At 55.7% G+C, this 21066-nt stretch carries 18 protein-coding genes; 12 read left to right on the top strand and 6 right to left on the bottom strand.

Features of this window, described 5'->3' with window-relative positions; all coding sequences use genetic code 11:
• Nucleotides 1-45 precede the first annotated feature (45 nt).
• Complete coding sequence (clpB, locus tag QSV34_RS02620) at nucleotides 46-2682, top strand: ATP-dependent chaperone ClpB (protein WP_289151743.1); 2637 nt, start codon at nucleotides 46-48, stop codon at nucleotides 2680-2682.
• A 468-nt stretch (nucleotides 2683-3150) separates the two neighbouring features.
• Here the strand turns inward: clpB and QSV34_RS02625 are convergent, their stop codons facing one another.
• Nucleotides 3151-3540 (bottom strand): type II toxin-antitoxin system death-on-curing family toxin, encoded by a 390-nt coding sequence (locus QSV34_RS02625; RefSeq protein ID WP_289151745.1) that lies wholly within the window; start codon nucleotides 3538-3540, stop codon nucleotides 3151-3153.
• Nucleotides 3537-3761, bottom strand: coding sequence for an AbrB/MazE/SpoVT family DNA-binding domain-containing protein (locus QSV34_RS02630; RefSeq protein WP_289151747.1), 225 nt, complete (start codon nucleotides 3759-3761; stop codon nucleotides 3537-3539). The genes QSV34_RS02625 and QSV34_RS02630 overlap by 4 nt, the downstream gene beginning before the upstream one ends.
• A gap of 115 nt (nucleotides 3762-3876) precedes the next feature.
• Here QSV34_RS02630 and QSV34_RS02635 point away from each other — a divergent pair, with 115 nt between their 5' ends.
• The 9 genes from QSV34_RS02635 (at nucleotide 3877) to QSV34_RS02675 (ending at nucleotide 14870) form a co-directional block, all read left to right on the top strand.
• A complete protein-coding gene (locus QSV34_RS02635) occupies nucleotides 3877-4263 on the top strand; it encodes a hypothetical protein (RefSeq protein ID WP_289151748.1) in 387 nt (128 codons plus the stop codon).
• A gap of 89 nt (nucleotides 4264-4352) precedes the next feature.
• Nucleotides 4353-4838: a cytochrome c-type biogenesis protein gene (locus QSV34_RS02640; RefSeq protein WP_289151749.1), complete on the top strand. Its 486-nt coding sequence runs from the start codon at nucleotides 4353-4355 to the stop codon at nucleotides 4836-4838.
• The gene (gene ccmI / locus QSV34_RS02645; RefSeq protein WP_289151750.1) at nucleotides 4838-6064 is read left to right on the top strand and encodes a c-type cytochrome biogenesis protein CcmI; all 1227 of its coding nucleotides are present in this window, start codon (nucleotides 4838-4840) and stop codon (nucleotides 6062-6064) included. The genes QSV34_RS02640 and ccmI overlap by 1 nt, the downstream gene beginning before the upstream one ends.
• A 235-nt stretch (nucleotides 6065-6299) precedes the next feature.
• Nucleotides 6300-9803, top strand: coding sequence for a chromosome segregation protein SMC (gene smc / locus QSV34_RS02650; protein ID WP_289151751.1), 3504 nt, complete (start codon nucleotides 6300-6302; stop codon nucleotides 9801-9803).
• Nucleotides 9804-9817: 14 nt separating this feature from the next.
• Nucleotides 9818-10816, top strand: a complete 999-nt coding sequence (gene zipA, locus QSV34_RS02655; RefSeq protein WP_289151752.1) for a cell division protein ZipA — start codon at nucleotides 9818-9820, stop codon at nucleotides 10814-10816.
• Nucleotides 10816-12852: an NAD-dependent DNA ligase LigA gene (gene ligA, locus QSV34_RS02660; RefSeq protein WP_289151753.1), complete on the top strand. Its 2037-nt coding sequence runs from the start codon at nucleotides 10816-10818 to the stop codon at nucleotides 12850-12852. The genes zipA and ligA overlap by 1 nt, the downstream gene beginning before the upstream one ends.
• The gene (locus QSV34_RS02665; RefSeq protein ID WP_353738339.1) at nucleotides 12849-13268 is read left to right on the top strand and encodes a hypothetical protein; all 420 of its coding nucleotides are present in this window, start codon (nucleotides 12849-12851) and stop codon (nucleotides 13266-13268) included. Before ligA ends, QSV34_RS02665 begins: the two co-directional genes overlap by 4 nt.
• A 59-nt stretch (nucleotides 13269-13327) precedes the next feature.
• Nucleotides 13328-13540: a hypothetical protein gene (locus QSV34_RS02670; protein ID WP_289151754.1), complete on the top strand. Its 213-nt coding sequence runs from the start codon at nucleotides 13328-13330 to the stop codon at nucleotides 13538-13540.
• A 112-nt stretch (nucleotides 13541-13652) separates the two neighbouring features.
• A complete protein-coding gene (locus QSV34_RS02675; RefSeq protein WP_289151755.1) occupies nucleotides 13653-14870 on the top strand; it encodes an MFS transporter in 1218 nt (405 codons plus the stop codon).
• Nucleotides 14871-14873: 3 nt separating this feature from the next.
• On the opposite strand, the gene QSV34_RS02680 is transcribed toward QSV34_RS02675, so the two are convergent.
• The 4 genes from QSV34_RS02680 to QSV34_RS02695 are packed head-to-tail and all read right to left on the bottom strand — an operon-like array spanning nucleotide 14874 to nucleotide 18209.
• On the bottom strand, nucleotides 14874-15632 hold the full coding sequence (locus QSV34_RS02680) for a TorF family putative porin (RefSeq protein ID WP_289151756.1): 759 nt from the start codon (nucleotides 15630-15632) through the stop codon (nucleotides 14874-14876).
• Nucleotides 15629-16891, bottom strand: a complete 1263-nt coding sequence (locus QSV34_RS02685) for a S8 family peptidase (RefSeq protein ID WP_289151757.1) — start codon at nucleotides 16889-16891, stop codon at nucleotides 15629-15631. The genes QSV34_RS02680 and QSV34_RS02685 overlap by 4 nt, the downstream gene beginning before the upstream one ends.
• Complete coding sequence (locus QSV34_RS02690; protein ID WP_289151758.1) at nucleotides 16888-17628, bottom strand: anti-sigma factor family protein; 741 nt, start codon at nucleotides 17626-17628, stop codon at nucleotides 16888-16890. The genes QSV34_RS02685 and QSV34_RS02690 overlap by 4 nt, the downstream gene beginning before the upstream one ends.
• The gene (locus QSV34_RS02695; protein WP_289151759.1) at nucleotides 17625-18209 is read right to left on the bottom strand and encodes an RNA polymerase sigma factor; all 585 of its coding nucleotides are present in this window, start codon (nucleotides 18207-18209) and stop codon (nucleotides 17625-17627) included. Before QSV34_RS02695 ends, QSV34_RS02690 begins: the two co-directional genes overlap by 4 nt.
• Nucleotides 18210-18563: 354 nt before the next feature.
• Here QSV34_RS02695 and QSV34_RS02700 point away from each other — a divergent pair, with 354 nt between their 5' ends.
• Nucleotides 18564-19886, top strand: a complete 1323-nt coding sequence (locus QSV34_RS02700) for an Nramp family divalent metal transporter (RefSeq protein WP_289151760.1) — start codon at nucleotides 18564-18566, stop codon at nucleotides 19884-19886.
• A gap of 306 nt (nucleotides 19887-20192) precedes the next feature.
• Nucleotides 20193-20945: a 30S ribosomal protein S2 gene (rpsB, locus tag QSV34_RS02705; protein ID WP_289151761.1), complete on the top strand. Its 753-nt coding sequence runs from the start codon at nucleotides 20193-20195 to the stop codon at nucleotides 20943-20945.
• The last annotated feature ends 121 nt before the right edge of the window (nucleotides 20946-21066 follow it).

Genomic DNA, 21066 nt, shown 5'->3' on the forward strand with positions numbered 1-21066 from the left:
CGCCCCTATCTCTCATTCATAAGATAGATTTTTGGGGGCAATTCCATGCGCATCGACAAATTTACCAATTCTCTGCAAGCAGCCCTGGCTGACGCACAATCTCTGGCAGTAGGGCGTGATAACAATGCCATCGAACCGGTACACCTGCTGTTGGCCTTGCTCAATCAGCAGGGCGGGGCAGTGCGTCCGTTACTGGCCAAAGCGGGTTTTGATTTGTCAGGCTTGCAAACAGACCTTGAACAACAACTGGAACGGGTCGCGCGTATACAAAGTCCTACCGGTGAAGTGGGTTTGTCTGCGGACTTGGGCCGCTGGTTTAACCTGGCGGACAAACTTGCCCAGCAACAGGGCGACCAATATATTGCCAGTGAAACGGTGTTGCTGGCGGCCTTCGACGATCGTTCTGACGTTAGCAAGGCACTGAACCACTATGGCAACAAACAACAACTGCAGCAGGCGATTGCAGACGTGCGCGGAGGCGAAAACGTGAACAACCCGGAAGCGGAAGGCAACCGTCAGGCGCTGGATAAGTACACCATCGACCTCACCGAGCGCGCCGAACAGGGCAAGCTGGACCCGGTGATTGGCCGCGATGAAGAAATCCGCCGCACCATCCAGGTATTGCAACGGCGCACCAAAAATAACCCGGTACTGATTGGCGAACCCGGTGTGGGTAAAACCGCCATCGCCGAAGGCATGGCCTTGCGTATCATTAATGGCGAAGTACCGGAAGGCCTAAAAGACAAGCGCATCCTGTCCCTGGATTTGGGCGCACTGTTGGCAGGGGCCAAATTTCGTGGTGACTTTGAAGAGCGCCTGAAGGCAGTGCTCAATGAACTGTCGAAACAGGAAGGTCGTATTATCCTGTTTATCGATGAACTGCACACCATGGTGGGCGCCGGTAAGGCGGAAGGCGCCATGGATGCGGGCAATATGCTCAAGCCCGCTCTGGCTCGCGGCGAATTGCACTGTGTGGGTGCCACCACTTTGGATGAATACCGCCAGTTTATTGAAAAAGACGCCGCTCTTGAGCGCCGTTTTCAAAAGGTGTTGGTGGATGAACCCAGCGAAGAAGACACCATCGCTATTCTCCGTGGCCTGAAAGAGCGCTACGAAGTGCACCATGGGGTGGAAATTAACGACTCTGCTCTTGTAGCCGCTGCTAAACTGTCGCAACGCTATATCACTGACCGGCAATTGCCTGATAAAGCCATCGACCTGATCGACGAAGCAGCCAGTCGTATCCGTATGGAAATCGACTCCAAGCCGGAATCCATGGATCGTCTCGACCGCCGTCTGATTCAACTGAAAATCGAACGGGAAGCGGTAAAAAAAGACGATGACGAAGCGGCGCAAAAACGCTTGGAAAAATTAAATACCGACATTGCCGAAGTGGAAAAAGAGTACGCCGATCTGGAAGAAATCTGGAAAGCAGAAAAAGCCTCGGTGCAGGGTGCCACCCAAATCAAAAGTGATCTGGAACAGGCGCGTCTGGAATTAGACGCTGCCCACCGCGCTGGCGATTTGGCGAAAATGTCCGAGCTGCAATACGGCAAAATCCCTGAATTGGAAAAACAGCTGAGTGCGGCGTCTCAGGCAGAGACGGAAGAAAAACAGCTGCTGCGCAACAAAGTTACTGACGAAGAAATCGCTGAAGTGGTTTCCAAATGGACCGGTATACCCGTTTCCAAAATGCTCGAAGGGGAACGGGGCAAGCTGCTGCGTATGGAAGACTTTTTGCACCAGCGCGTAGTGGGGCAGAGCGAAGCGGTGGTGGCGGTATCCAACGCCGTTCGCCGCTCCCGCGCCGGGCTCTCCGACCCTAATCGCCCCAACGGCTCCTTCCTGTTTTTGGGGCCAACCGGGGTGGGTAAAACCGAACTGTGTAAATCCCTGGCGGAGTTTTTGTTCGATACCGAAGAAGCCATGGTGCGTATCGATATGTCGGAATTTATGGAAAAACACTCTGTGGCCCGTCTGATCGGAGCTCCTCCCGGATACGTGGGTTACGAAGAGGGCGGCTACCTGACCGAAGCGGTGCGCCGTAAACCCTATTCCGTGCTGCTGCTGGACGAAGTGGAAAAAGCCCACGCGGATGTGTTCAATATTCTGCTGCAAGTGCTGGAAGACGGCCGTCTCACTGATGGCCAAGGTCGCACAGTAGACTTCCGTAATACAGTAGTCGTAATGACCTCCAACCTGGGCTCTGATGTGATCCAAAACCTGGTCAATGATCGTTCCTACGATACCGTCAGCTTTGATGGTGAACTTGAATTAGATGACTCAATAGAAAATGAGAACAGGCAAGAAGTCATCCGTGAAAAAGTGATGGAAGTCGTGGGTATGCACTTCCGCCCCGAATTTATCAACCGCATCGATGAAGCGGTGGTGTTCCATCCTCTGGGCAAAGAGCAGATCAAAGGTATTGCCGATATCCAGCTGGCTGGCCTGCGCAAGCGCCTGGCAGAACGAGAGCTGGGTTTAGAAATCAGCGATGAAGTGATGGAGCAGCTGGTAGAAGCAGGCTTTGATCCGGTTTATGGCGCAAGGCCGCTAAAACGGGCGATTCAGAAGCTGCTGGAAAACCCACTGGCGCAGGAAATTTTGGCCGGGCGTTTTGCGCCAGATGATACTGTGCGAGTAGGGTTGGACGGTGAGCGGATTGTGTTTTTGGGCCAGTAACTTGGTCGGACATTGGAGTATCTATGTTTTACAGTAAAGTCACCAGGCAGCGGCTTTCTAATGATTGTTAGATTTTTGGCGATTTTTGGGTTACTGGGCTTGGGCTTATGGGGGTGTTCTCAAGACAGTACCGAGCTAAGCCCAATTCACGAGTATGCTCATACAGCGTCGCCGGGTGGCCATATGCACGCTTATGTGTATGAATACGGTGAGGGGGCTGAGGGCTTAACTCAGGTTGTTATTGATATTGACTCAGGTCGGTGTGGAAGCGGGTCGGTGTCTGCTTACGGAACTGGGTTAAACTTTAGGCTACGCTGGATTGATGACAACAATCTGGAAGTAATACACCCGGCTAATATAGATATCCAACACAATGTTTCTGGCAGTGTTTTGCAGTGCCTTGATAAAAAAATTAAAGTTCACACAGCAGCTAGAGAGTAGTGTTGGTTTACGCCTAAAATTTAACTTTTAGTCTTTACTGCAGTGCTTTTTAAACCAACCCGACAACTCGCTTTCATTAATTTCTCCAGCTGCCAGTTTCTCAAAAACAACCGCCGCATCGGGCTCCGAGGCTTCAAGGGTATAGCCATTTAATTCAAGAAACAGCGTGCCAATAACAAACGCTGTGCGCTTATTGCCGTCCACAAACGGGTGATTCTTGGCGAGGCCAAAACTGTAGGTGGCGGCAAGTTCATAGATGGATATGTCTGGTTGGTAGGCGTATTTCTGTTTGGCTCGTGCCAGTGCTGAATCCAGAAGGCTTTTATCTCGGATGCCATCGCCGCCGCCGTGTTCTGCCAGCAACATGGTGTGCACAGCCTGCACTACATCATCCAGTATCCATACTGGCTCTTTCATTTTGCCAGCTCACGCAGTGTGTTTTTATAGCGCTTCATAATGTTTTCAGCAGCTTCCACCTGCTCGCTGAAATTTTGCTGGTAGGGGGTGAGCGTGTAGCCGTCCGGGTTTTCCACCAGGTAGAGTGTGTCGCCTTTTGCCGCCTTCATCTTGCTAAGTGCTTCTTTGGGAAGCAGAATTCCCATAGAGTTACCTACCGGAGTAACTTTTACTTTTAACATGGCGATGACCTTTAAATTTGGTTATAACTAATGTTATTACAAAGTGTAGGCCAATCTCACAGGCTCGGCAACAACCTGTTGTTGAGCGTTAAAACGAATAACTTGAATACAAAAAATGAAAAAACGCCTGTTTGTTAAAGGAATAATGCTGGCCGTTATCCTGTTTGGTTTATTCCTCTACGCAACCTACCTGCGCACTGGCCAGATGCCGGTTCCAAACGTGAATCCTGGCGAATGGTTTGCGCAGGTATCTCAAAAAGTAACTGATACCATCCAGTCCCTGAAAGCCCAGGCCAGCCAGCTGGCGGAGGATGCTACAGAGTCTGTTCAGCAATCAGCGGCGGATTTGCAGACGGTGGCTCAGGAGGTGGAAGTCTTCGAGCAGCCGGGCAACCCGGTGTATCGCTGGCGGGATGCTGAGGGCAATCTGTATTTCGGTGACCACCCACCTGAGGATGCGCTGGAATTAACGCCCATGACCGAGAATGCACTCACTTATTGATTGTCGGGTTAAAGAGTGTGCATACGTCCCTATGGCAGCCACAGGTTTGTCGATATACTTCCACCCCCATTTTCGTTGAGGCCGAGCCCGTGTTGCGCGCCCTGAGTCGCTTTTACCTTATTGCCCTGTTGTTGATCGCCCCTGTTTCATGGTGTGCGGATCTGGACACTTTCTCCAGTGAGGATATTCGCGCCCGTTACCTGGCCCTGATTGACGATCTGCGCTGCCCTCAGTGCCAGAACCAGAACCTCAGTGATTCCGATTCCGCTATCGCCGTGGATTTGCGACGCACCGTATTGCGCCTGTTGGAGGAGGGCAAGGGCGATAAGGAAATTATCGATTTTCTGGTTGATCGCTACGGCGACTTTATTATCTACATGCCTCAGTTCAAGTCCGGCACTTACAGCTTGTGGCTGCTGCCACTGCTGCTGGCACTGGTGGGCGCGGTGGTGATCGTGCTGGTGGTACGCCGCCAGCGCCGGGTTACTGTGCCGTCAGACCTCAACGAGAGTGAACAACAACAGCTGGCAGAACTGCTCAGTAATTCCGGTACTGACAAACAGGAGAATCGCTAATGGCGGAACTGTGGTGGCCGTTGGCGGCGCTGGTTGTATTGGCGCTGTTGTTTGTCTGTTTTCCGCTGTTGCGGCCCACCAAAAACGGCCCTCAGGTACAGCAATCCCGTGCCAATGCGGAGTTGTTTCAGGAGCATCTGGCGGAATTGGAATCTCAACACCAGCAGGGCCAGATTGATGATGCCGAACTGGCAGCGTTACGCGCCGAGCTTGAGCGCAGTTTACTGGTGGAGAGTCAAAACTCCGGATCGCAGGCAGCCTCGAAAGCAGGCAAGCCCTTGTGGCTGATGCTCTCTTTGGTGGTGGCTTTACCTGTGGTGGCCCTGTGGCTGTATCTGGAACTGGGTGCCAGCGACGACCTCACCATTGTTGACCAGCTGGAGCGCAGCTCCCTGATGCAATCCCAGGGGCACCCGGAAGCACTGCCTATGCGGGCCAACGTACTTGAGCGCATCGAACAACGCTTGCTGGATCAGCCGGATAACTTCTACTACTGGGTACTCAGTGGCCGCCTCAACACAGAACAGGAACAACTCAACAAAGCGCTGGCCGCTTACCGCCGCGCGGACGAGCTGTCCGGCGGCCAGGACATCACCTTAATGCGGGAATACCTGCAAGTGGCCTTTGCCCTGCGCGATCAGGTGGAATTGGCAGAGCTCAAATCCCTCACCAGCCGGATTCTCCAGCAGGTGCCTGATAATTTGGCAGTGCTGGGGCTCAACGGCCGCATCGCTTTTGAGGAGGGCGATTTTCCCACCGCTGTGCGGGATTGGCGCAAGGTGTTGCAGGCGCTGCCACCTCAACACGCCACCGCGCAACAGCTTAAGGCGGAACTGGCCAAGGCGGAGGCTGGGCTGACCCCGGAACAGCGTCAGGAGCAGTCCAAAGGTCAGCTGCAACTGGTAATCAAACTGGCCCCGGAGCTTGAATTAAAGCCAAACGCTACACTGTTTGTTATCGCCCGCCCAGCGGGGCAAACCGCCGGCCCGCCATTGGCCGTGAAACGCATTCTCAATGCCAATCTGCCTGTAGAAGTGATTTTGGACGACAGCAACTTGATGTTGCCGGATACCTCATTGTCGCAAGCCGGAGTGGTTACGGTAACCGCACGCATTTCCTATTCAGGCGGAGTCAAAGGGCAGTCCGGTGACTTGCAAGGGCAACAGTTGAAAATACCGGTTGGTACCGGAAAGCCTGCCCATGTGTTGATTGATCGCCAGTTGTAAAAAGGTTAATGCGAAGATACGGAGCCAATGGTGCTTTTACAGACCGTCTGCGGCATGGATGCCGCAGAAGAGCCTGCATGGATGCATTCACGGCGTGTCTGTAAAAGCACCATTGGCTTCGGATCGCCACCCAACTTTCAACCGAGCTCCCAAAACCCGACTTTCTTCCGTTGTGCCTGCGCCCTGAGCGTGTAAAATCGCGCAATTAACTTCTGTTTGTCGGATCAGTATTTTCATGCGGCTCAAATGCATCAAACTGGCCGGGTTCAAATCCTTTGTTGACCCGACCACTGTCAGTTTTCCCAGCAATATGTGCTCGGTTGTCGGCCCCAACGGCTGTGGCAAATCTAACGTGATCGACGCAGTGCGCTGGGTGATGGGGGAGTCCTCCGCCAAACACCTGCGCGGCGAGTCCATGACCGACGTGATCTTCAACGGCTCCGGTGGCCGCAAACCGGTAGGCCAGGCCTCTATCGAACTGGTGTTCGACAACACCAGCGGCACCCTCGGCGGCGAGTACGCCAGCTACTCGGAAATCTCCGTCAAGCGCAAAGTTACCCGCGATGCCCAGAACACCTACTACCTGAACGGCAACAAATGTCGCCGCCGTGATATTACCGACATCTTTCTGGGCACCGGCCTGGGGCCGCGCAGCTACGCCATTATCGAACAGGGCATGATCTCCCGGCTGATTGAGGCCAAGCCCGATGAACTGCGGGTGTATATCGAAGAAGCGGCAGGCATCTCCAAATACAAAGAGCGCCGCCGCGATACCGAAAACCGCATGCGCCGCACTCACGAAAACCTCGAGCGCCTTACCGATATCCGCGAGGAGCTGGGTCGCCAGCTGAGTCGCCTTGAGCGCCAGGCGAAAGCGGCGGAAAAGTACGCCGAGTACAAGAAGGAAGAGCGTCAGCAAAAAGCCCAACTGCACGCCTTGCGCTTTAAGCAACTGGCTGACCAAAACCAGGCCCGCAAGCAGGCAATCACTGAATTTGAGCTGAGTGTTGAAGCCCTGGTGACCGAGCGCCAGAGCGGCGATACCGCCATCGAAAAACTCCGCGGCAGCTACACCGACCTGGGAGATGCCTTTGGTGAAGTGCAGGGCCGTTACTACGGCATCGGCGCCGAAGTAGCGAAAATCGAACAGGCCATCCAGCACGCTCAGGATCGCGCCCGCGAGCTGCAACAAGACCTGGAGCAGACTGAGCGAAACTTCGCCGAAACCGACGAACACCTGCGCCAGGATCGGGAAAAAATTGCCACTTGGGAAACCGAGTTGGAAGAAATAGCCCCGCAACTGGAAACCGCCCAGCAATCGGAAGAACTGACTGCCGCGACCCTGCAGGAAGCGGAAGAGGGCATGCACAGCTGGCAGCTGCAATGGGATGACTTCAACCAGACCGCCGCTGCTCCCCGGCAACAGGCTGAAGTTCAGCAGTCCCGCATCCAGCACCTGGAACAGGTGCTGCGCCGCCTGGGCGAGCGCATGGAAAAACTGCGCGACGAGTCTACCGGCCTCAGCGTCAGCCCCATGCAGGAAGAAATCGAACTGCTCAAAGAGCAGTTGGCGGAGCAAGAACTGGCCTTGGAAACCCTGCAACAGCAGGTAGATGGCTACGCCGAACGCATTGAGCAGAGCCGTGCTGCGGGCAACCACTGCGCCAGCGAACTGGACAGCGCTCGCGGCCAATTGCAAAGCCTGCGTGGCCGCCATGCGTCCCTGGAAGCCTTGCAGCAGGCGGCCATGGAAGGGGAGGCCGGTGCTCAGCGTTGGCTGGAAGGCAACAGCCTCGCCGCCAACCCCCGGCTGGCGGATAACCTGACCGTGGCCGAAGGCTGGGAAACCGCCATCGAAACCGTGCTGGGCAGCTATTTGCAGGCGGCCTGCATCGACCAGATCGATGCGGTGGCGCAATTGGCGCAGAATTTTGAGCAGGGCGAGCTGATCCTGGTGGATGGTGCCACCCCGACAGCCGCTGACAGCGGCAAAGCCGATACGTTATCCAGCAAAGCCAGTGGCAGCGATGCCGCCAGCGCACTGCTGGCGGGCATTTATGCGGTAGACGGCCTGGAACAGGCGCTGGCCCTGCGCCCGCAATTGCAGGGCGGTGAATCCGTGGTTACCCGCGACGGTCTGTGGCTGGGCAGCAACTGGCTGCGGGTCAGCCGCAAGGGCGATGCCAGTGTCGGTATGCTGGCACGCAAGCAAGAGCTGGAAGAACTGACCGCTGCTATTGCCGTGCAGGAACAAACAATCGAACAGCTTAGCACTCAACACCAGCAGCACATTCAACAGTTGGCGGAGCTGGAGCAGCAGCGCGAAGCTCACAACCGGGATTGGAGCGAACAGCAGCGCGGTTTTGGTGAACTGCGCTCCCGCCTCAGCGCCAGCGAAGTGCAAATGGAGCAAACCGGCGCCCGTCGCCAGCGCGCGGAGCAGGAATTGGCGGAAATCCAGCAGCAACAACAGCTGGAACAGGAGAGCCTGGCGGAGGCACGGCAATTGCTGGAGCAGGCCATCGAGTCCATGGAGGACGACACCAATCGCCGCGAAATCCTGATGCAGCAGCGCGATGAGCTGCGCGCCAAACTCGATCAGGCGCGCCAGAACGCCCGCCATGAGCGCGATCGCCAGCACCAGCTGGCCATGCGCGAACAGTCCATCCGCACCCAGCTGCAGTCGATTCGCGATGGCATTTCCCGCCTGGAAGTGCAGGCCCAGCGATTGCAGGAGCGCCGCGACCAGCTGCGCGCCAGCTTTACCGAAAACGACAACCCCGGCGAAGAACTGAAAATCCAGCTGGAAGAAAAGCTGGAAATGCGTTTGAGCGTGGAACAGGAATTGGGTGAAGCCCGCCGCAATCTGGAAAGCGTCGAGCACGAGATGCGCCAGCACGAACAGCGCCGCAACGAACTGGAACAACAACTGCAGGTGGTGCGCTCCAAGCTGGAACAGGAGCGCCTGGCGGCTCAGGAAATCGCCACCCGCAGCGGCACCATTCGCGAGCAGGTGATGGAACAGGACTTCGACCTGGACACCCTGCTGGAAAATCTGCCGGAAGACGCCGACGAACAAGCCTGGGAACAGGAACTGGAACGCCTGGCGGCGCGTATATCCCGCCTTGGCCCCATCAACCTGGCGGCCATCGACGAGTACCAAGTGGAGTCAGAGCGCAAGAACTACCTGGACGCCCAGAACAACGATCTGGAAGAAGCACTGGAAGCACTGGAAAACGCCATTCGCAAGATTGACCGGGAAACCCGTACCCGCTTCAAGGAAACCTTTGATTCGGTCAACAGCGGTATTCAAGAGCTGTTCCCGAAAATGTTCGGCGGCGGCCACGCTTATCTGGAACTGACCGGTGAAGACCTGCTGGACACCGGCGTGGCCATTATGGCGCGGCCACCGGGCAAGAAAAACTCCACCATTCACCTGCTGTCCGGTGGCGAGAAGGCGCTGACCGCCATCTCTCTGGTGTTTTCCATCTTCCGCCTCAACCCGGCGCCGTTCTGTATGCTGGACGAGGTGGATGCGCCGCTGGATGACGCCAACGTGGGGCGCTATATCCGCATGGTGAAAGAGATGTCCCAGCAGGTGCAGTTTATTTACATCACCCACAACAAGATTGCCATGGAGTTGGCGGATCAGCTGATGGGTGTGACCATGCACGAGCCGGGTGTGTCGCGCCTGGTATCCGTGGATGTCAACGAAGCAGTAGAATTGGCGGAAGCGTAACGACAGACAGAACCATGAGCCAGGAACTTCTAATTACACTGGGCGCGCTGTTGATCATTGCCATTCTGATCGACGGCATACGGCGGGCGCGCCACTCTCGTCACGATCGCATTCGGATGTCGCGTCGCAAACAGCCCATTTTTGACGAAGACAGCGACGACGGTTTTAACAACTACGGCAGCGAACTGCCTAACGGCGGTGCTCGCGTTATCAGCGTTCGCGACGACCAGGACGCCGAACAACTGCACGGCGAAATTCGCAAATCCGCTGAGGAAAGCAAGCCAAAACTTGCTTTCCAGAAGTCGGAAGTCGGAAGTCAGAAGTCGGAAGCGGAAATTCCTGATCCCGAAACATCTAAGGAAGACGCTGCCCCTCTGGCAGTGCGCGAGCCAGAAGCACCACAACCGGAAGCTGCCACCGAACAGCCCGCAACCCGCAACCCGCAACCCGAAACCCGCTCTGAACAGCCCGCAGCCCGCAGCCCGAAGCCCGCAGCCAAATCCCCGAAACGCGAAACCCGTAGCACGCAACCCGAGCAGGCTACCCTGGAACTAAGCCCCGCCAAACAAAAGCGCGACGGCCCCCAGGAAGTCATCGCCTTCCACCTGCGCTCTGGCAAAGACAACAAATTTGCCGGTCAGGAGCTGCTGGAAACTCTGGTGGAAGAGGGCATGCGCTTTGGTGCCATGGATATCTTTCACCGCCACAGCGAGAGTGATGGTTCTGGCGATGTGCTGTTCAGCATTGCCAACAGCGTGGAACCGGGGACTTTTGATCTCAATACCATCGGTGATCTGGAAACCCCCGGCATCAGCTTTTTTATCGATCTGGGCTCAGTGGATGACCCCAAAGCGGCCTTCAGTACCATGCTGGAAACCATCGCTGGTTGCATGGAAAAACTGGGTGGTGAGCTGAAGGATGAAACCGGCAGTGCGGTAACCAAACAGACCGTGGAACACTACAAGCAGCGGGTGCGGGATTTTCAGCGCCGCGCACTGTCTGAGCGCGTTTGATGTCTTCAGCGGATTCCGTTCCCGCCGAAGCGGCTGCCGAAGCCAGCCGCCTGCGTGACCAGCTTAATCACCACAATCACCTTTATTACGTACTCGATGACCCGCAAATTCCCGATGGGGAATACGACCGCCTGCTGCGTCGGTTGCAGGATTTGGAGGGCCAGTATCCGCCACTAAAAACGCCGGACTCTCCAAGCCAGCGAGTGGGGGCGCCTCCGTTGGATGTGTTCCAGCAAGCCCGGCACTTGATGCCGATGCTCTCCCTGGATAATGCATTCAGCGATGACGAAGTGCTCGATTTCAACCGCCGGGTAACGGAGCGCCTCAATCGCGATGGCGCCATCGAGTACGCCTGTGAGCCAAAACTGGATGGCATTGCCGCCAGCCTGATTTACCGCGACGGTGTGCTGGAGCGGGGTGCCACCCGAGGCGATGGCACCAGCGGCGAAGACATTACCCAAAATGTGCGCACCATCGGCTCTATTCCCTTGCGCCTCATGGGTTCCGACCATCCTCAACTGCTGGAAGTACGTGGCGAGATTTATTTACCCCGCAGCGGTTTTGAAGCCATGAACAAGGCCGCTCGCGATGCAGGAGAGAAGCCGTTCGTCAATCCTCGCAACGCCGCCGCAGGCAGCTTGCGGCAACTGGATTCGACAATCACCGCCAGCCGCCCGCTGGAAATGTGTGCCTACAGTGTTGGCGTCGTGGAAGGCGGCGAGTTGGCAGAGACGCACACTGGTGTATTGGCCCAGTTGGCGCAGTGGGGTTTTCTGGTAAATGAACATTTGCAGGCGGTGGGTGATATCGACGGCTGTCTGAGTTACTACGAGAAACTCTCACAATTGCGGGATGGTCTGGACTACGATATCGACGGCATCGTTTACAAGGTCAATGACCTCAGTTTGCAGAACCGCCTGGGCTTTGTGGCGCGGGCGCCGCGCTGGGCCATTGCCCGCAAGTTTCCCGCTCAGGAAGAAATGACCCAACTGATGGATGTGGAATTCCAAGTGGGTCGCACCGGCTCCATAACCCCGGTGGCGCGTCTGCAACCGGTGTTTGTCGGTGGGGTGACGGTCACCAATGCTACGCTCCACAATCGCGATGAAATCAAACGCCTTGGCTTAAAGGTGCTTGATACTGTGGTGGTTCGTCGCGCCGGCGATGTGATTCCCCAGGTGGTGAGCGTGGTGGCAGACCGTCGCCCGGACGATGCTCAAGACATTGCATTTCCCGATAAATGCCCGGCCTGCGACTCTCCGGTGGAACAAATTGAAGGGGAGGTAGTAGCCCGTTGCAGCGGTGGTCTGGTTTGTCCGGCTCAGCGCAAGGAGGCCATCAAGCACTTCGCCTCTCGCAAGGCGTTGGATGTGGATGGCCTGGGTGACAAGATTGTTGAACAATTAGTGGATCGGGATTTAGTGCAAACGCCCGCCGACTTGTTTGCTCTGACCGTGGAACAAATTGCCGATCTGGAACGTATGGCGGAAAAATCCGCTTCCAATCTGGTGGCAGCTCTGGAAAAAAGCCGCGACACCACGTTACCCCGTTTTCTGTATGCGCTGGGTATTCGCGAAGTGGGGGAGGCGACCGCGCAGAGTCTCGCCAATCACTTTGGCTCGCTGGATGCCTTGTTTCAAACCGATGAAGAAGCCTTGCAGGAAGTAGATGATGTGGGACCGGTGGTGGCGCACTTTGTTGCCGACTTTTTTGCCAGCCCCAGCAACCGACAAGTAATCGAGCAACTGCAACAGGCTGGGGTCAACTGGCCCGCCATTACCCCTCGCTCTGAAAGTGAGTTGCCACTGGCAGGCCAGACTTGGGTGCTTACCGGTACGCTGGAATCCATGAGCCGTTCCGAAGCCAAGGAAAAACTGCAACAACTGGGAGCCAAGGTGGCCGGCAGCGTATCTGCCAAATCCAGCTGTGTGGTGGCGGGGCCGGGGGCCGGTTCCAAATTGACCAAGGCACAGCAGTTGGGAATTGAAGTGATGGATGAACAACAATTGATTGACATGTTGAAGGGTCACCAATGAGAGCGATGGGTTCTGAAAGCCTGGTTTATGGCTGCATCCGCGACATGAGCTTTGGTGACGGCGACAATCGTCACGAAAATAACTGCTGTGCACTGCAAACTCTGCCGGAGCGAGACGGCTATCCGCTGCTCAGCCGGGAAATGTTTGCGCTGCCCATGCAAGACGATGAACTGGGTTGCCAGGTGGTGCACTTCGGTGCCTGCTATCGCGGCGTGGAATACGAATGGGCCCAGTGGTTGCAGCGTTTTGAAACCTTGCTGAAAAAAATGTACTGGGTATCCGCCACGGTGCAGCTGGAAACTGAACTCTACGGTGTGCACAGCTTTAACTGGCAGGTGGATGGTGACTTTCACGCACCAGGTGATGATGATTTACGGCTGCAGTGTGAGTGGAATCGGGAAGGATTGCAGCTCTAGTTACTTTTATTTGTCTTCGCTACGCTCAGAATGACAAAAATCCATTGAAGATAAACATCATGGCAAAATTTAAAAATCCAAAAACCCTGATGCTTGGGCTGGCCGCCAGCGTGATTTTGCTGGTGGGTATTCTGTATATCTTTGATACACCGGACAGTGCCCTGAGAACAGTGCTGACACTGGTGGTGGGTTTGCTGGTGGTTGTGGGTATTGCCTTTCTGGCGGGTACCTTACTTGCTCTGCTTCGCAAGTGGCGCAATCGCGACCACTGATGTTGAAAGCCTCTAAGCACCGCTGCGTCATCCCCGCGAAAGCGGGGATCCATGTTGATATGGGCTTAAAAACCTGGATTTCCGCCTTTGCGGGAATGACGAGTTGTTTTAAATGAGTGATACCGGGGCTCCTGAAAAAGGCTTTCGCTACTTCCTCTCCGGCGTCGGCACCGGTTCACTGCTGGGCGGCCTGCAGATTGTGCTCTACCCCTGGCTGGTGGTGGGGGTGCTTCACGAAAGTGCCGAGCGCGTGGGCGTCGCCCAGATGGCGGCTATGTTGCCAGCGCTGTTGTTTGTGCTGTTGGGTGGCGCGCTGTCGGAAAATCGCCATCAGGGGCGCCTGTTGCTGCGTCTCTACCTGCTCTACCTGATTCCCTTCGGGCTATTGCTATGGCTGGCGCTGGGAGATCATCTCAGTTATCTGCTGGTGGTGCTGTTTGGTTTTTCCTATGGCGCCATCACTGCCTTTGTGCAGCCAGCGCGGGAGAGCCTGTTACCCAAGGTGGCCAACGAGCAGCTCGATCGCGCGGTGGCGCGTATGGGCCTGGTTCAATTTGCCTGTCAGAGTGTGGGTATGTTTGCCGCGGGCTGGCTGGACAGTGTTGGGCTGGTCACACTGGTTGTTGTACAGCTGGTTCTGGCAGTAGCTACCGGATTGCTATTGCGGCGCAGCCTGCTGACAGAGACGCCGTCAGTAGCCGTCGCCACTCGCTCTCGCCATGCCATTAGCGAAGGGCTAAAGCTGGCCTGGCAGACGTTGCCTCTGCGCCATTTGATGGCAGCCGTGTTTGCCACCGGCTTTCTGGGGCTGGGGGTTTATCTGGTGGTGTTGCCGTTGTTGGCCCGTGAGCTTTACGGCGGTGGCGCTGCTTTTTTCGCCTGGTTGCAACTCACCTTTACTGCCGGTGTTATTACCGCCAATGTGCTGGTGATTCGCGGTGTTGGCAGCCACTGGCGGGCGGGGCGCTTTATGGTGATCAGTTTGCTGATTCGCGGCGGCTTGCTGGCGCTGCTTGCTTGCCATTTGTCTGCCTGGGCGCTGTTTGCGGTGATCTTTTTGTGGGGGCTGTTTTCCGGCTGGTCCATGGTGCTGGGGCGCACCATGGTGCACGACTTGTCCCCGAAAACTCATGCGTCGAGAATGGTGTCTGTTTACCAGCTGTCCCTGTTTGGCGCTGCGCCTCTGGGTGCCTGGAGCTGTGGTCAGTTGGTGGCCTGGGTGGGGCTGCTGCCCGCGGTGGCGCTGTTTGGTTCTTTGACGATCTTGGCTGCTGTGTGGATGGTGTGGCGCAGTACATTGTTTCGTATGCCTGGGGTCATCAGGCATTAGCGGCTAATGCGCAAAATGGTAGCTCAGGCCCACAGTTACCTGGCTGCCGGTGCGTGCACTGTTGAAAAAACCGCTGGTGTTGCCGCTGTAGTGGTATTCCAGTAAGCCGACCCAGCGTTTGGCGAAAGGCCGCCCGATGCTGACCCGGGCGTAGTGGTATTGATCGCCATCCAGTTGCCCCAGGTCCACCAAGCCAACTTCCACCTCACCGATACTTTGCCAGGGCAGGTGCTGTCGGGCGCTGGCGGCAACCACAAACTGGCTGTGCCGGGTGTTCCAGATGGCGTCGGTGTAGGCGGCAAACAAAGTCAGTTTTTCCTGGTAATCAAACTGAACACGGCGTTCCTGATAATCTGCATTGCGCGGCAGGTTTTGCTGCCGGTATTCCAGCCAGGCATTGCTGACGCTGAGTTGCCAGTCGGCGTTGAGCAAGTGTCGGTATCCGACGCTGTATTCCGCTTCCCAGTCCCGTGATCGTGCCTGGCCTCCCAAACCGCCAATGTCTGCTTTTGACAGCCAGGCCGAGGCAAACCAGCCGGATTCGTGCCCCAACCAGGCTTTTATCTGCGGGCTGGTGGTACCTTCAGCCAAGGATATACCGCGATAAATGTAGTCGGAGGACAGCGAGACGTCGCCGCTAAATTGCCATGAGTCGTGGGCGTCGTTATCAGTCTGGGCAGCTGCTGCCCACGACAATACGGACAGCCCCACTACCAGGAGCTGTCGCCAGGGGCGAGCCACTATCGACAACAGTATTTTCAAGGCAGCTTCTTTTTGCTCCTGTTATTTGTGTTGATCTCAGCGGGCACCATGTGCTGAAGGTTTGTTACTACCTGCCCAGGGTCAAGATCCGGTTGTTTTTCACGCATCAATGCCGCCATTGCAGATACTTTGGCCGCCGACATGGAGGAACCGGAAAAAAAGTCAAAACCGCCGTCGGGGGCGGTGGTGAGCACATTGGCGCTATTGAGATGAATAAGTAAGCGGCCTTCGTCACCGCTTTCAGGGGGATGGCGGCAAACACCGATCACCCCCGGCAGGCGGGCAGGGTAGCCTATGGCGGCATCTCCGGGGTCTGCAGCAACTACCAGAATATTCTGTTTCAGAGCTTGCGCTACCAGGCGAGCGATGAGTGGGTCCTGAGGCCCAGCCAGGCTCATGTTGATGATGTCCGCCTTGCTGTCAATGGCGTGGCTGATGGCACTGGCTACGGTAAAACTGTTGCAATGGGCCTTGCTGGTGCTGCCTCCCAGCTGCCAGCAGGCTTTTAACACCGATACATCGGCGTCGGGGGATAAACCAACAATGCCCAGCTCGTTGTTGGGCTGGGCAGCAATAATGCCGGCGATGGCGGTGCCGTGAATATCCGCCCTGAAGCGTTGGCGGTTGTTGTCGACAAAATTTTCCACCGTTTTTATTTGCGGCTTTAATTCCGGGTGGCTGACGTCGGCGCCGGTATCGATCACCATGACCCTGACGCCGCGGCCGGTGGCCTCCCGGTGGAGCCTGGCTATATGTTCCCGGCTGTTTTCGTATTGCAGTTCAAAGTAGGGGTCGTTGTAGGGGCTGCTCTGTACGGAGTAGCTCATCATGTGCTGCACCGATTCAACTCTGGCGTCGTTGCGCAATTGCTGCATTACATCCGCCAGCACCAGATCATTTGGTACGCCCAGCAAGACACAGTAAATGGACAGGGAGTTGATCAGCCAGCCTTTTTCCTCGCGCAATTTGTAGTCGCGGGCGATCTCTTTTACCTGGCGCCGCACCAGCAGTGTGCTGCTGTAGTTCAGGGGGGCTTGGTAGTTGCGCCCAAAAGAGCGAACCGCTGCTTGTTCCTGATTAGCGTTGTGGTGCAGGGTAATCAGGATTGGCGTATAGCCACTGGGTACGGTAATCCCTGACAGTGGTGCCAGATTAGTCGGGCTGTTTAGCTGGGCATTGCCACAGGCTGCCAGCAACAATACTGCGCCAACGGCGATTATTTTTGCGTATGCCTTCACCTTGTGAGCCGCCGTCATCATTGCTGCACATCCTGCTGTGACGCCTTGAGGGAATGCACCGAAGGCTCAGCCAGTTTTACCCAGGGGCTGCCACGCAAATTTTGCAAAATGAGTTCCTGCTGGGCCGAGGGCTTAAGGGTGGATATGGTGTACAGCCCCGCATTAGATGGGCCGCTGATTATTTGCGCGTCCACGGTGTTGAGCAGGGTGCGTATGTTCATTTCGGTGGCTGCCGGTTGAAAAATCACCCGATACACCTGGCTGTGTTCCGCTGCGGAGCGCACCAGGGAATCGTCACTGGAATAGGTTTCCAGGGTCACGCCCTGTTGTTGTGCTGGTTGTTGCGCTGGCAACACCATTAAAAAGCCCACAACCAGTACCAGGCAGGCGGCCTGAGCCCAGACGACAGTTTTCGATACACCGGGCGTGCTGGCCCACTGGCGCCGCCAGCTGGACAGCCAGGTCACCTTGCCTCCGTGAGTGTCTTGTGGGCTTTGCCCTTCCATCGCCTGCAGGGTTTTTTCCAGGTTGGCTTCCATGCGTTCAGTGGCGAGCAGTGCTTCCAGTTCGGCGGGCTCACTGCGAATGGCATCCACCACCTGCTGGGCTTGCTGCAGTTCGGCAAAGCAGGCCTCGCATTGCGCCACATGCTCCTGCACCTGGCGTTGTTGCCCGGCATCCAGCTGGCCGTTGATAAAACTTGGCAGCAGAGCCTGGCATTGATCGTGGTAAAGCGGCCTCAATTCGTCGCTTCTCATGGTGTTTCCCCCTTTATAGACGGTATGGGCACGTTTTCGTGGCCGAATACCTTTCTAAATATCTTGCGAGCATGGAACAGCCGGGTTTTTACCGTATTGGCTGGACATTCCATAATCTGCCCGATTTCTTCACAGGTGTAGCCAGACTGGTAAGCTAGCTCAACGCAACTTCTCTGTTCTGGTGACAGATGCTGCATGGCTTGCTCAATCTGCTGGCGGTTATCCCAGCGCTCCATGTCGTTAGCCGGGGCTTCCTGCTCCGGTACTGAATCCAGATCCTGGCTGGCGTGTTTCTCCAACTTGCGGGCTGCCTCCCAGCACTTGCGCATACCGATGCCCATAATCCAGGTGGATACACGGGATTCACCGCGAAAGTCGCCCGCCTTTTGCCAGGTAGTGAGCAGGCTATCGTTGACCACCTCCTCGATCACATCCAGTTGCTTCAGGTAGCGGTAGGCAAAGCGCGTCAGCAGTGGGTAGTAGCGACGATACAGCGCCGAAAATGCCTGCTTGTCGCCCGCGCCCGATGCCTGCAATAACTGCAAATCCAATTGATCCTGTTTTTGAACCTGGCTATTCAATAATCCACATCCATCTGTTTTCGACACCTGTTAGTGGCCACTGCCCGGAAAAAGGTTCAATGGGCTGCTGGTGAATTTTTATTGAACTTGAGTGGCCATTGCGCCCACTAATGATTGAAGGGTGTGTAGCCCTTTACTGTCATGTTGGGTTACCAGTCTAATTCGGCAGCAGTCGGGTTTATCAGCTTTGATTCGGCTGTTTTTCCAAGAGTATCCCCAAACTCAACCGATCGGGTTAGACTTTTTGCCCCGCCATGTGGCGGGGCTTTTTTTATGGTTCTTCGTATTGAGCCCTGCTTTTTATCGTAAAGGGTGTGCTCGACACCGCTGTCTTGATTCGCCTACCATAACTTTATGCAGGATGCTCCTTCCACTTTTATTGGCCGGTTGCGGCACTTGGGGCCGGGCGTGCTGGTTGCCGGCAGTATTGTTGGCTCTGGCGAACTTATCCTCACCTCTTCACTGGGCGCGGCTGTTGGCTTCGCTCTGTTGTGGTTTTTGTTGCTGGCGTGTTGGTCCAAATCCATCGTCCAGGCAGAGTTGGCCAAAATCTGCATCGTTCGCGACAAGACCTACCTGAATGCCTTTAACCATGTGCCGGGAACCTTACCGGGCAGGCACAAGCGGGCGTCCTGGATAGTCTGGCTGTTGTTAGTGACGACCATGATCAGCATGTTGGGCGCCGGTGGAATTCTTGGCGGTACCGCACAGGCAATGAGCCTGGTGGTACCGGGCGTGTCAAGCACGGTAGCAGCGGTATCGATAGCACTGGTCACATCTATTGTTCTTGGCATTGGTTCCTACCGTCTGCTTGAGACCTTGTTGCTTGTCCTCGTCAGCTCATTCACCGCAATTACGGTGTATTGCGCGGTTGCCTTGCAATTTACTGATTATGCGGTGTCCGTCACCGAGATTGTCAGCGCGCAATCCATCCATTTCGATGTTATTTACCTCTCGCTCGCGTTGGCTGTATTCGGATACACAGGGGTTAACAGCACAGAAACCGTTGCCTATAGCTATTTCTGCCTGGACAAAGGTTATGGGCGAAATATCGGTGATTCATCAACGCCGAGTGGACTGGCGCGGGCCCGTGGCTGGTTGCGGGTGCTGCGCACGGATGTCTGGTTGACCTTGGTATTGCTCACCCTGGCGACGGTACCGTTCTATCTTCTGGGGGCAGCGGTACTGCACAAGATGGGTTCCGTGCCTGACAACAACACCATGATTTCCGTGCTCTCGGCCATGTATTCGCAGATTTTGGGGGAATGGGCGAAAGACTTGTTTCTGATCGCTGCGTTTATGGTGTTGTTCTCTACGGTACTTAGCGCCCTTGGAGGGCTTTGTCGCAAGCTGCCGGACTACCTGATTGAAACGGGCATGGTGCGGGATGACATAGCTCTGCGACGAAAACTCATCCGAGGGTTCGGCTACTTTTTACCTTTCTATATCTTAACCCTGTACCTGACGTTCGAAAGGCCGCTGCTACTGATCATTATTGGCGGTATCAACACCGCGCTAACCGGCCCGATTCTGATCGCAGGGATACTCTATCTGGAAAGAAAGTTGCTGCCCGCAGAACTTCGCCCCGGAATCCCGGCGAAGATACTTCTGTACCTTGCGCTGCTGTTGGTAACTGTCGTTAGTGCGGCAACCTTGTATCTCAGTTTTCAGGGTTGACTACGGCCAGAAGTCGCTGACCTTGCCCTTCGACCTTTTCCTTAAATAATGGGGCTTTGCTGTAAACGTGACTCAACAAAACCGCCGATTGTAATAATCAAGACAGAGAGTTTTACTGCTGCTCCCATCTGTGGTATAAAGCGCGCCGCCGAGCAAGGTACGCCCTGTGAAGGCTAATAAACGTCGCACATATATCGACACGCTGTTCTGGGTGCCTTTCCCCTGCTTATCGTTGATGAGAAAAGGGTATGAGGTTGAATAGTGGGATATATGGAAGACCCAACCCGTACAATTTAAGGATTTATCATGGCTTCTGTTTCTATGAGAGACATGTTGCAGGCTGGTGTTCACTTTGGTCACCAGACCCGCTTCTGGAACCCGAAAATGGGTCAATACATTTTCGGTGCCCGCAACAAAATTCACATCATCAACCTCGAGCAAACTGTTCCCGCGTTCAACGACGCCCTGCAAGCCGTTCACGATCTGGCGGCCCACGGCAACAAGATTCTGTTTGTTGGCACCAAGCGCGCCGCTCAGAAATCCATTCGCGAACAGGCCGAGCGTTGCGGCATGCCTTTTGTCAGCCACCGCTGGCTGGGCGGCATGCTCACCAACTACAAGACCATCCGTGGTTCCATCCGTCGTTACCGCGACCTGGAAGCTCAGAGCCAGGACGGTACTTTCGAGAAGCTGACCAAGAAAGAGGCGCTGATGCGCACTCGCATGATGGAAAAGCTGGATCGTTCCATCGGTGGTATCAAAGACATGGCTGGCCTGCCGGACGTGCTGTTTGTGGTTGACGTTGACCACGAGCGCATCGCCATTCAGGAAGCCAACAAGCTGGGTATTCCCGTTATCGGTATTGTTGACACCAACAGCAACCCGGACGGTGTTGACTACATCATCCCCGGCAACGACGACGCTATCCGCGCCATCAAGCTGTACACCGCAGCCATTGCCGACGCTGTATTGGAAGGCAAGCAAAAAGGCAGCAGCATCACCAGCAAAGACGAATTCGTCGAGGTGGAAGCGGAAGCCAAGGAAGCTGCAGCGGAGTAATCCCTGCCCCTCGTCATTGCGAGGAGCCTTTCCTTTTAAAGGCGACGCGGCAATCTCCTTGCATTACGAGATTGCTTCGCTTCGCTCGCAATGACGGTGTAATTAAGGGGCTATAGGCCCC

Source organism: Porticoccus sp. W117 (assembly GCF_030341905.1).
GTDB lineage: Bacteria > Pseudomonadota > Gammaproteobacteria > Pseudomonadales > Porticoccaceae > SCSIO-12696.

Excerpts from the sequence above, each read along its gene's own strand:
- clpB (WP_289151743.1), top strand. The coding sequence starts at position 46 with ATGCGCATCGACAAATTTACCAATTCTCTGCAAGCAGCCCTGGCTGAC.
- QSV34_RS02625 (WP_289151745.1), bottom strand. The coding sequence starts at position 3,540 with ATGAAAGAGCCAGTATGGATACTGGATGATGTAGTGCAGGCTGTGCAC.
- QSV34_RS02630 (WP_289151747.1), bottom strand. The coding sequence starts at position 3,761 with ATGTTAAAAGTAAAAGTTACTCCGGTAGGTAACTCTATGGGAATTCTG.
- QSV34_RS02635 (WP_289151748.1), top strand. The coding sequence starts at position 3,877 with ATGAAAAAACGCCTGTTTGTTAAAGGAATAATGCTGGCCGTTATCCTG.
- ccmI (WP_289151750.1), top strand. The coding sequence starts at position 4,838 with ATGGCGGAACTGTGGTGGCCGTTGGCGGCGCTGGTTGTATTGGCGCTG.
- smc (WP_289151751.1), top strand. The coding sequence starts at position 6,300 with ATGCGGCTCAAATGCATCAAACTGGCCGGGTTCAAATCCTTTGTTGAC.
- zipA (WP_289151752.1), top strand. The coding sequence starts at position 9,818 with ATGAGCCAGGAACTTCTAATTACACTGGGCGCGCTGTTGATCATTGCC.
- ligA (WP_289151753.1), top strand. The coding sequence starts at position 10,816 with ATGTCTTCAGCGGATTCCGTTCCCGCCGAAGCGGCTGCCGAAGCCAGC.
- QSV34_RS02665 (WP_353738339.1), top strand. The coding sequence starts at position 12,849 with ATGAGAGCGATGGGTTCTGAAAGCCTGGTTTATGGCTGCATCCGCGAC.
- QSV34_RS02670 (WP_289151754.1), top strand. The coding sequence starts at position 13,328 with ATGGCAAAATTTAAAAATCCAAAAACCCTGATGCTTGGGCTGGCCGCC.
- QSV34_RS02675 (WP_289151755.1), top strand. The coding sequence starts at position 13,653 with ATGAGTGATACCGGGGCTCCTGAAAAAGGCTTTCGCTACTTCCTCTCC.
- QSV34_RS02685 (WP_289151757.1), bottom strand. The coding sequence starts at position 16,891 with ATGATGACGGCGGCTCACAAGGTGAAGGCATACGCAAAAATAATCGCC.
- QSV34_RS02690 (WP_289151758.1), bottom strand. The coding sequence starts at position 17,628 with ATGAGAAGCGACGAATTGAGGCCGCTTTACCACGATCAATGCCAGGCT.
- QSV34_RS02700 (WP_289151760.1), top strand. The coding sequence starts at position 18,564 with ATGCAGGATGCTCCTTCCACTTTTATTGGCCGGTTGCGGCACTTGGGG.
- rpsB (WP_289151761.1), top strand. The coding sequence starts at position 20,193 with ATGGCTTCTGTTTCTATGAGAGACATGTTGCAGGCTGGTGTTCACTTT.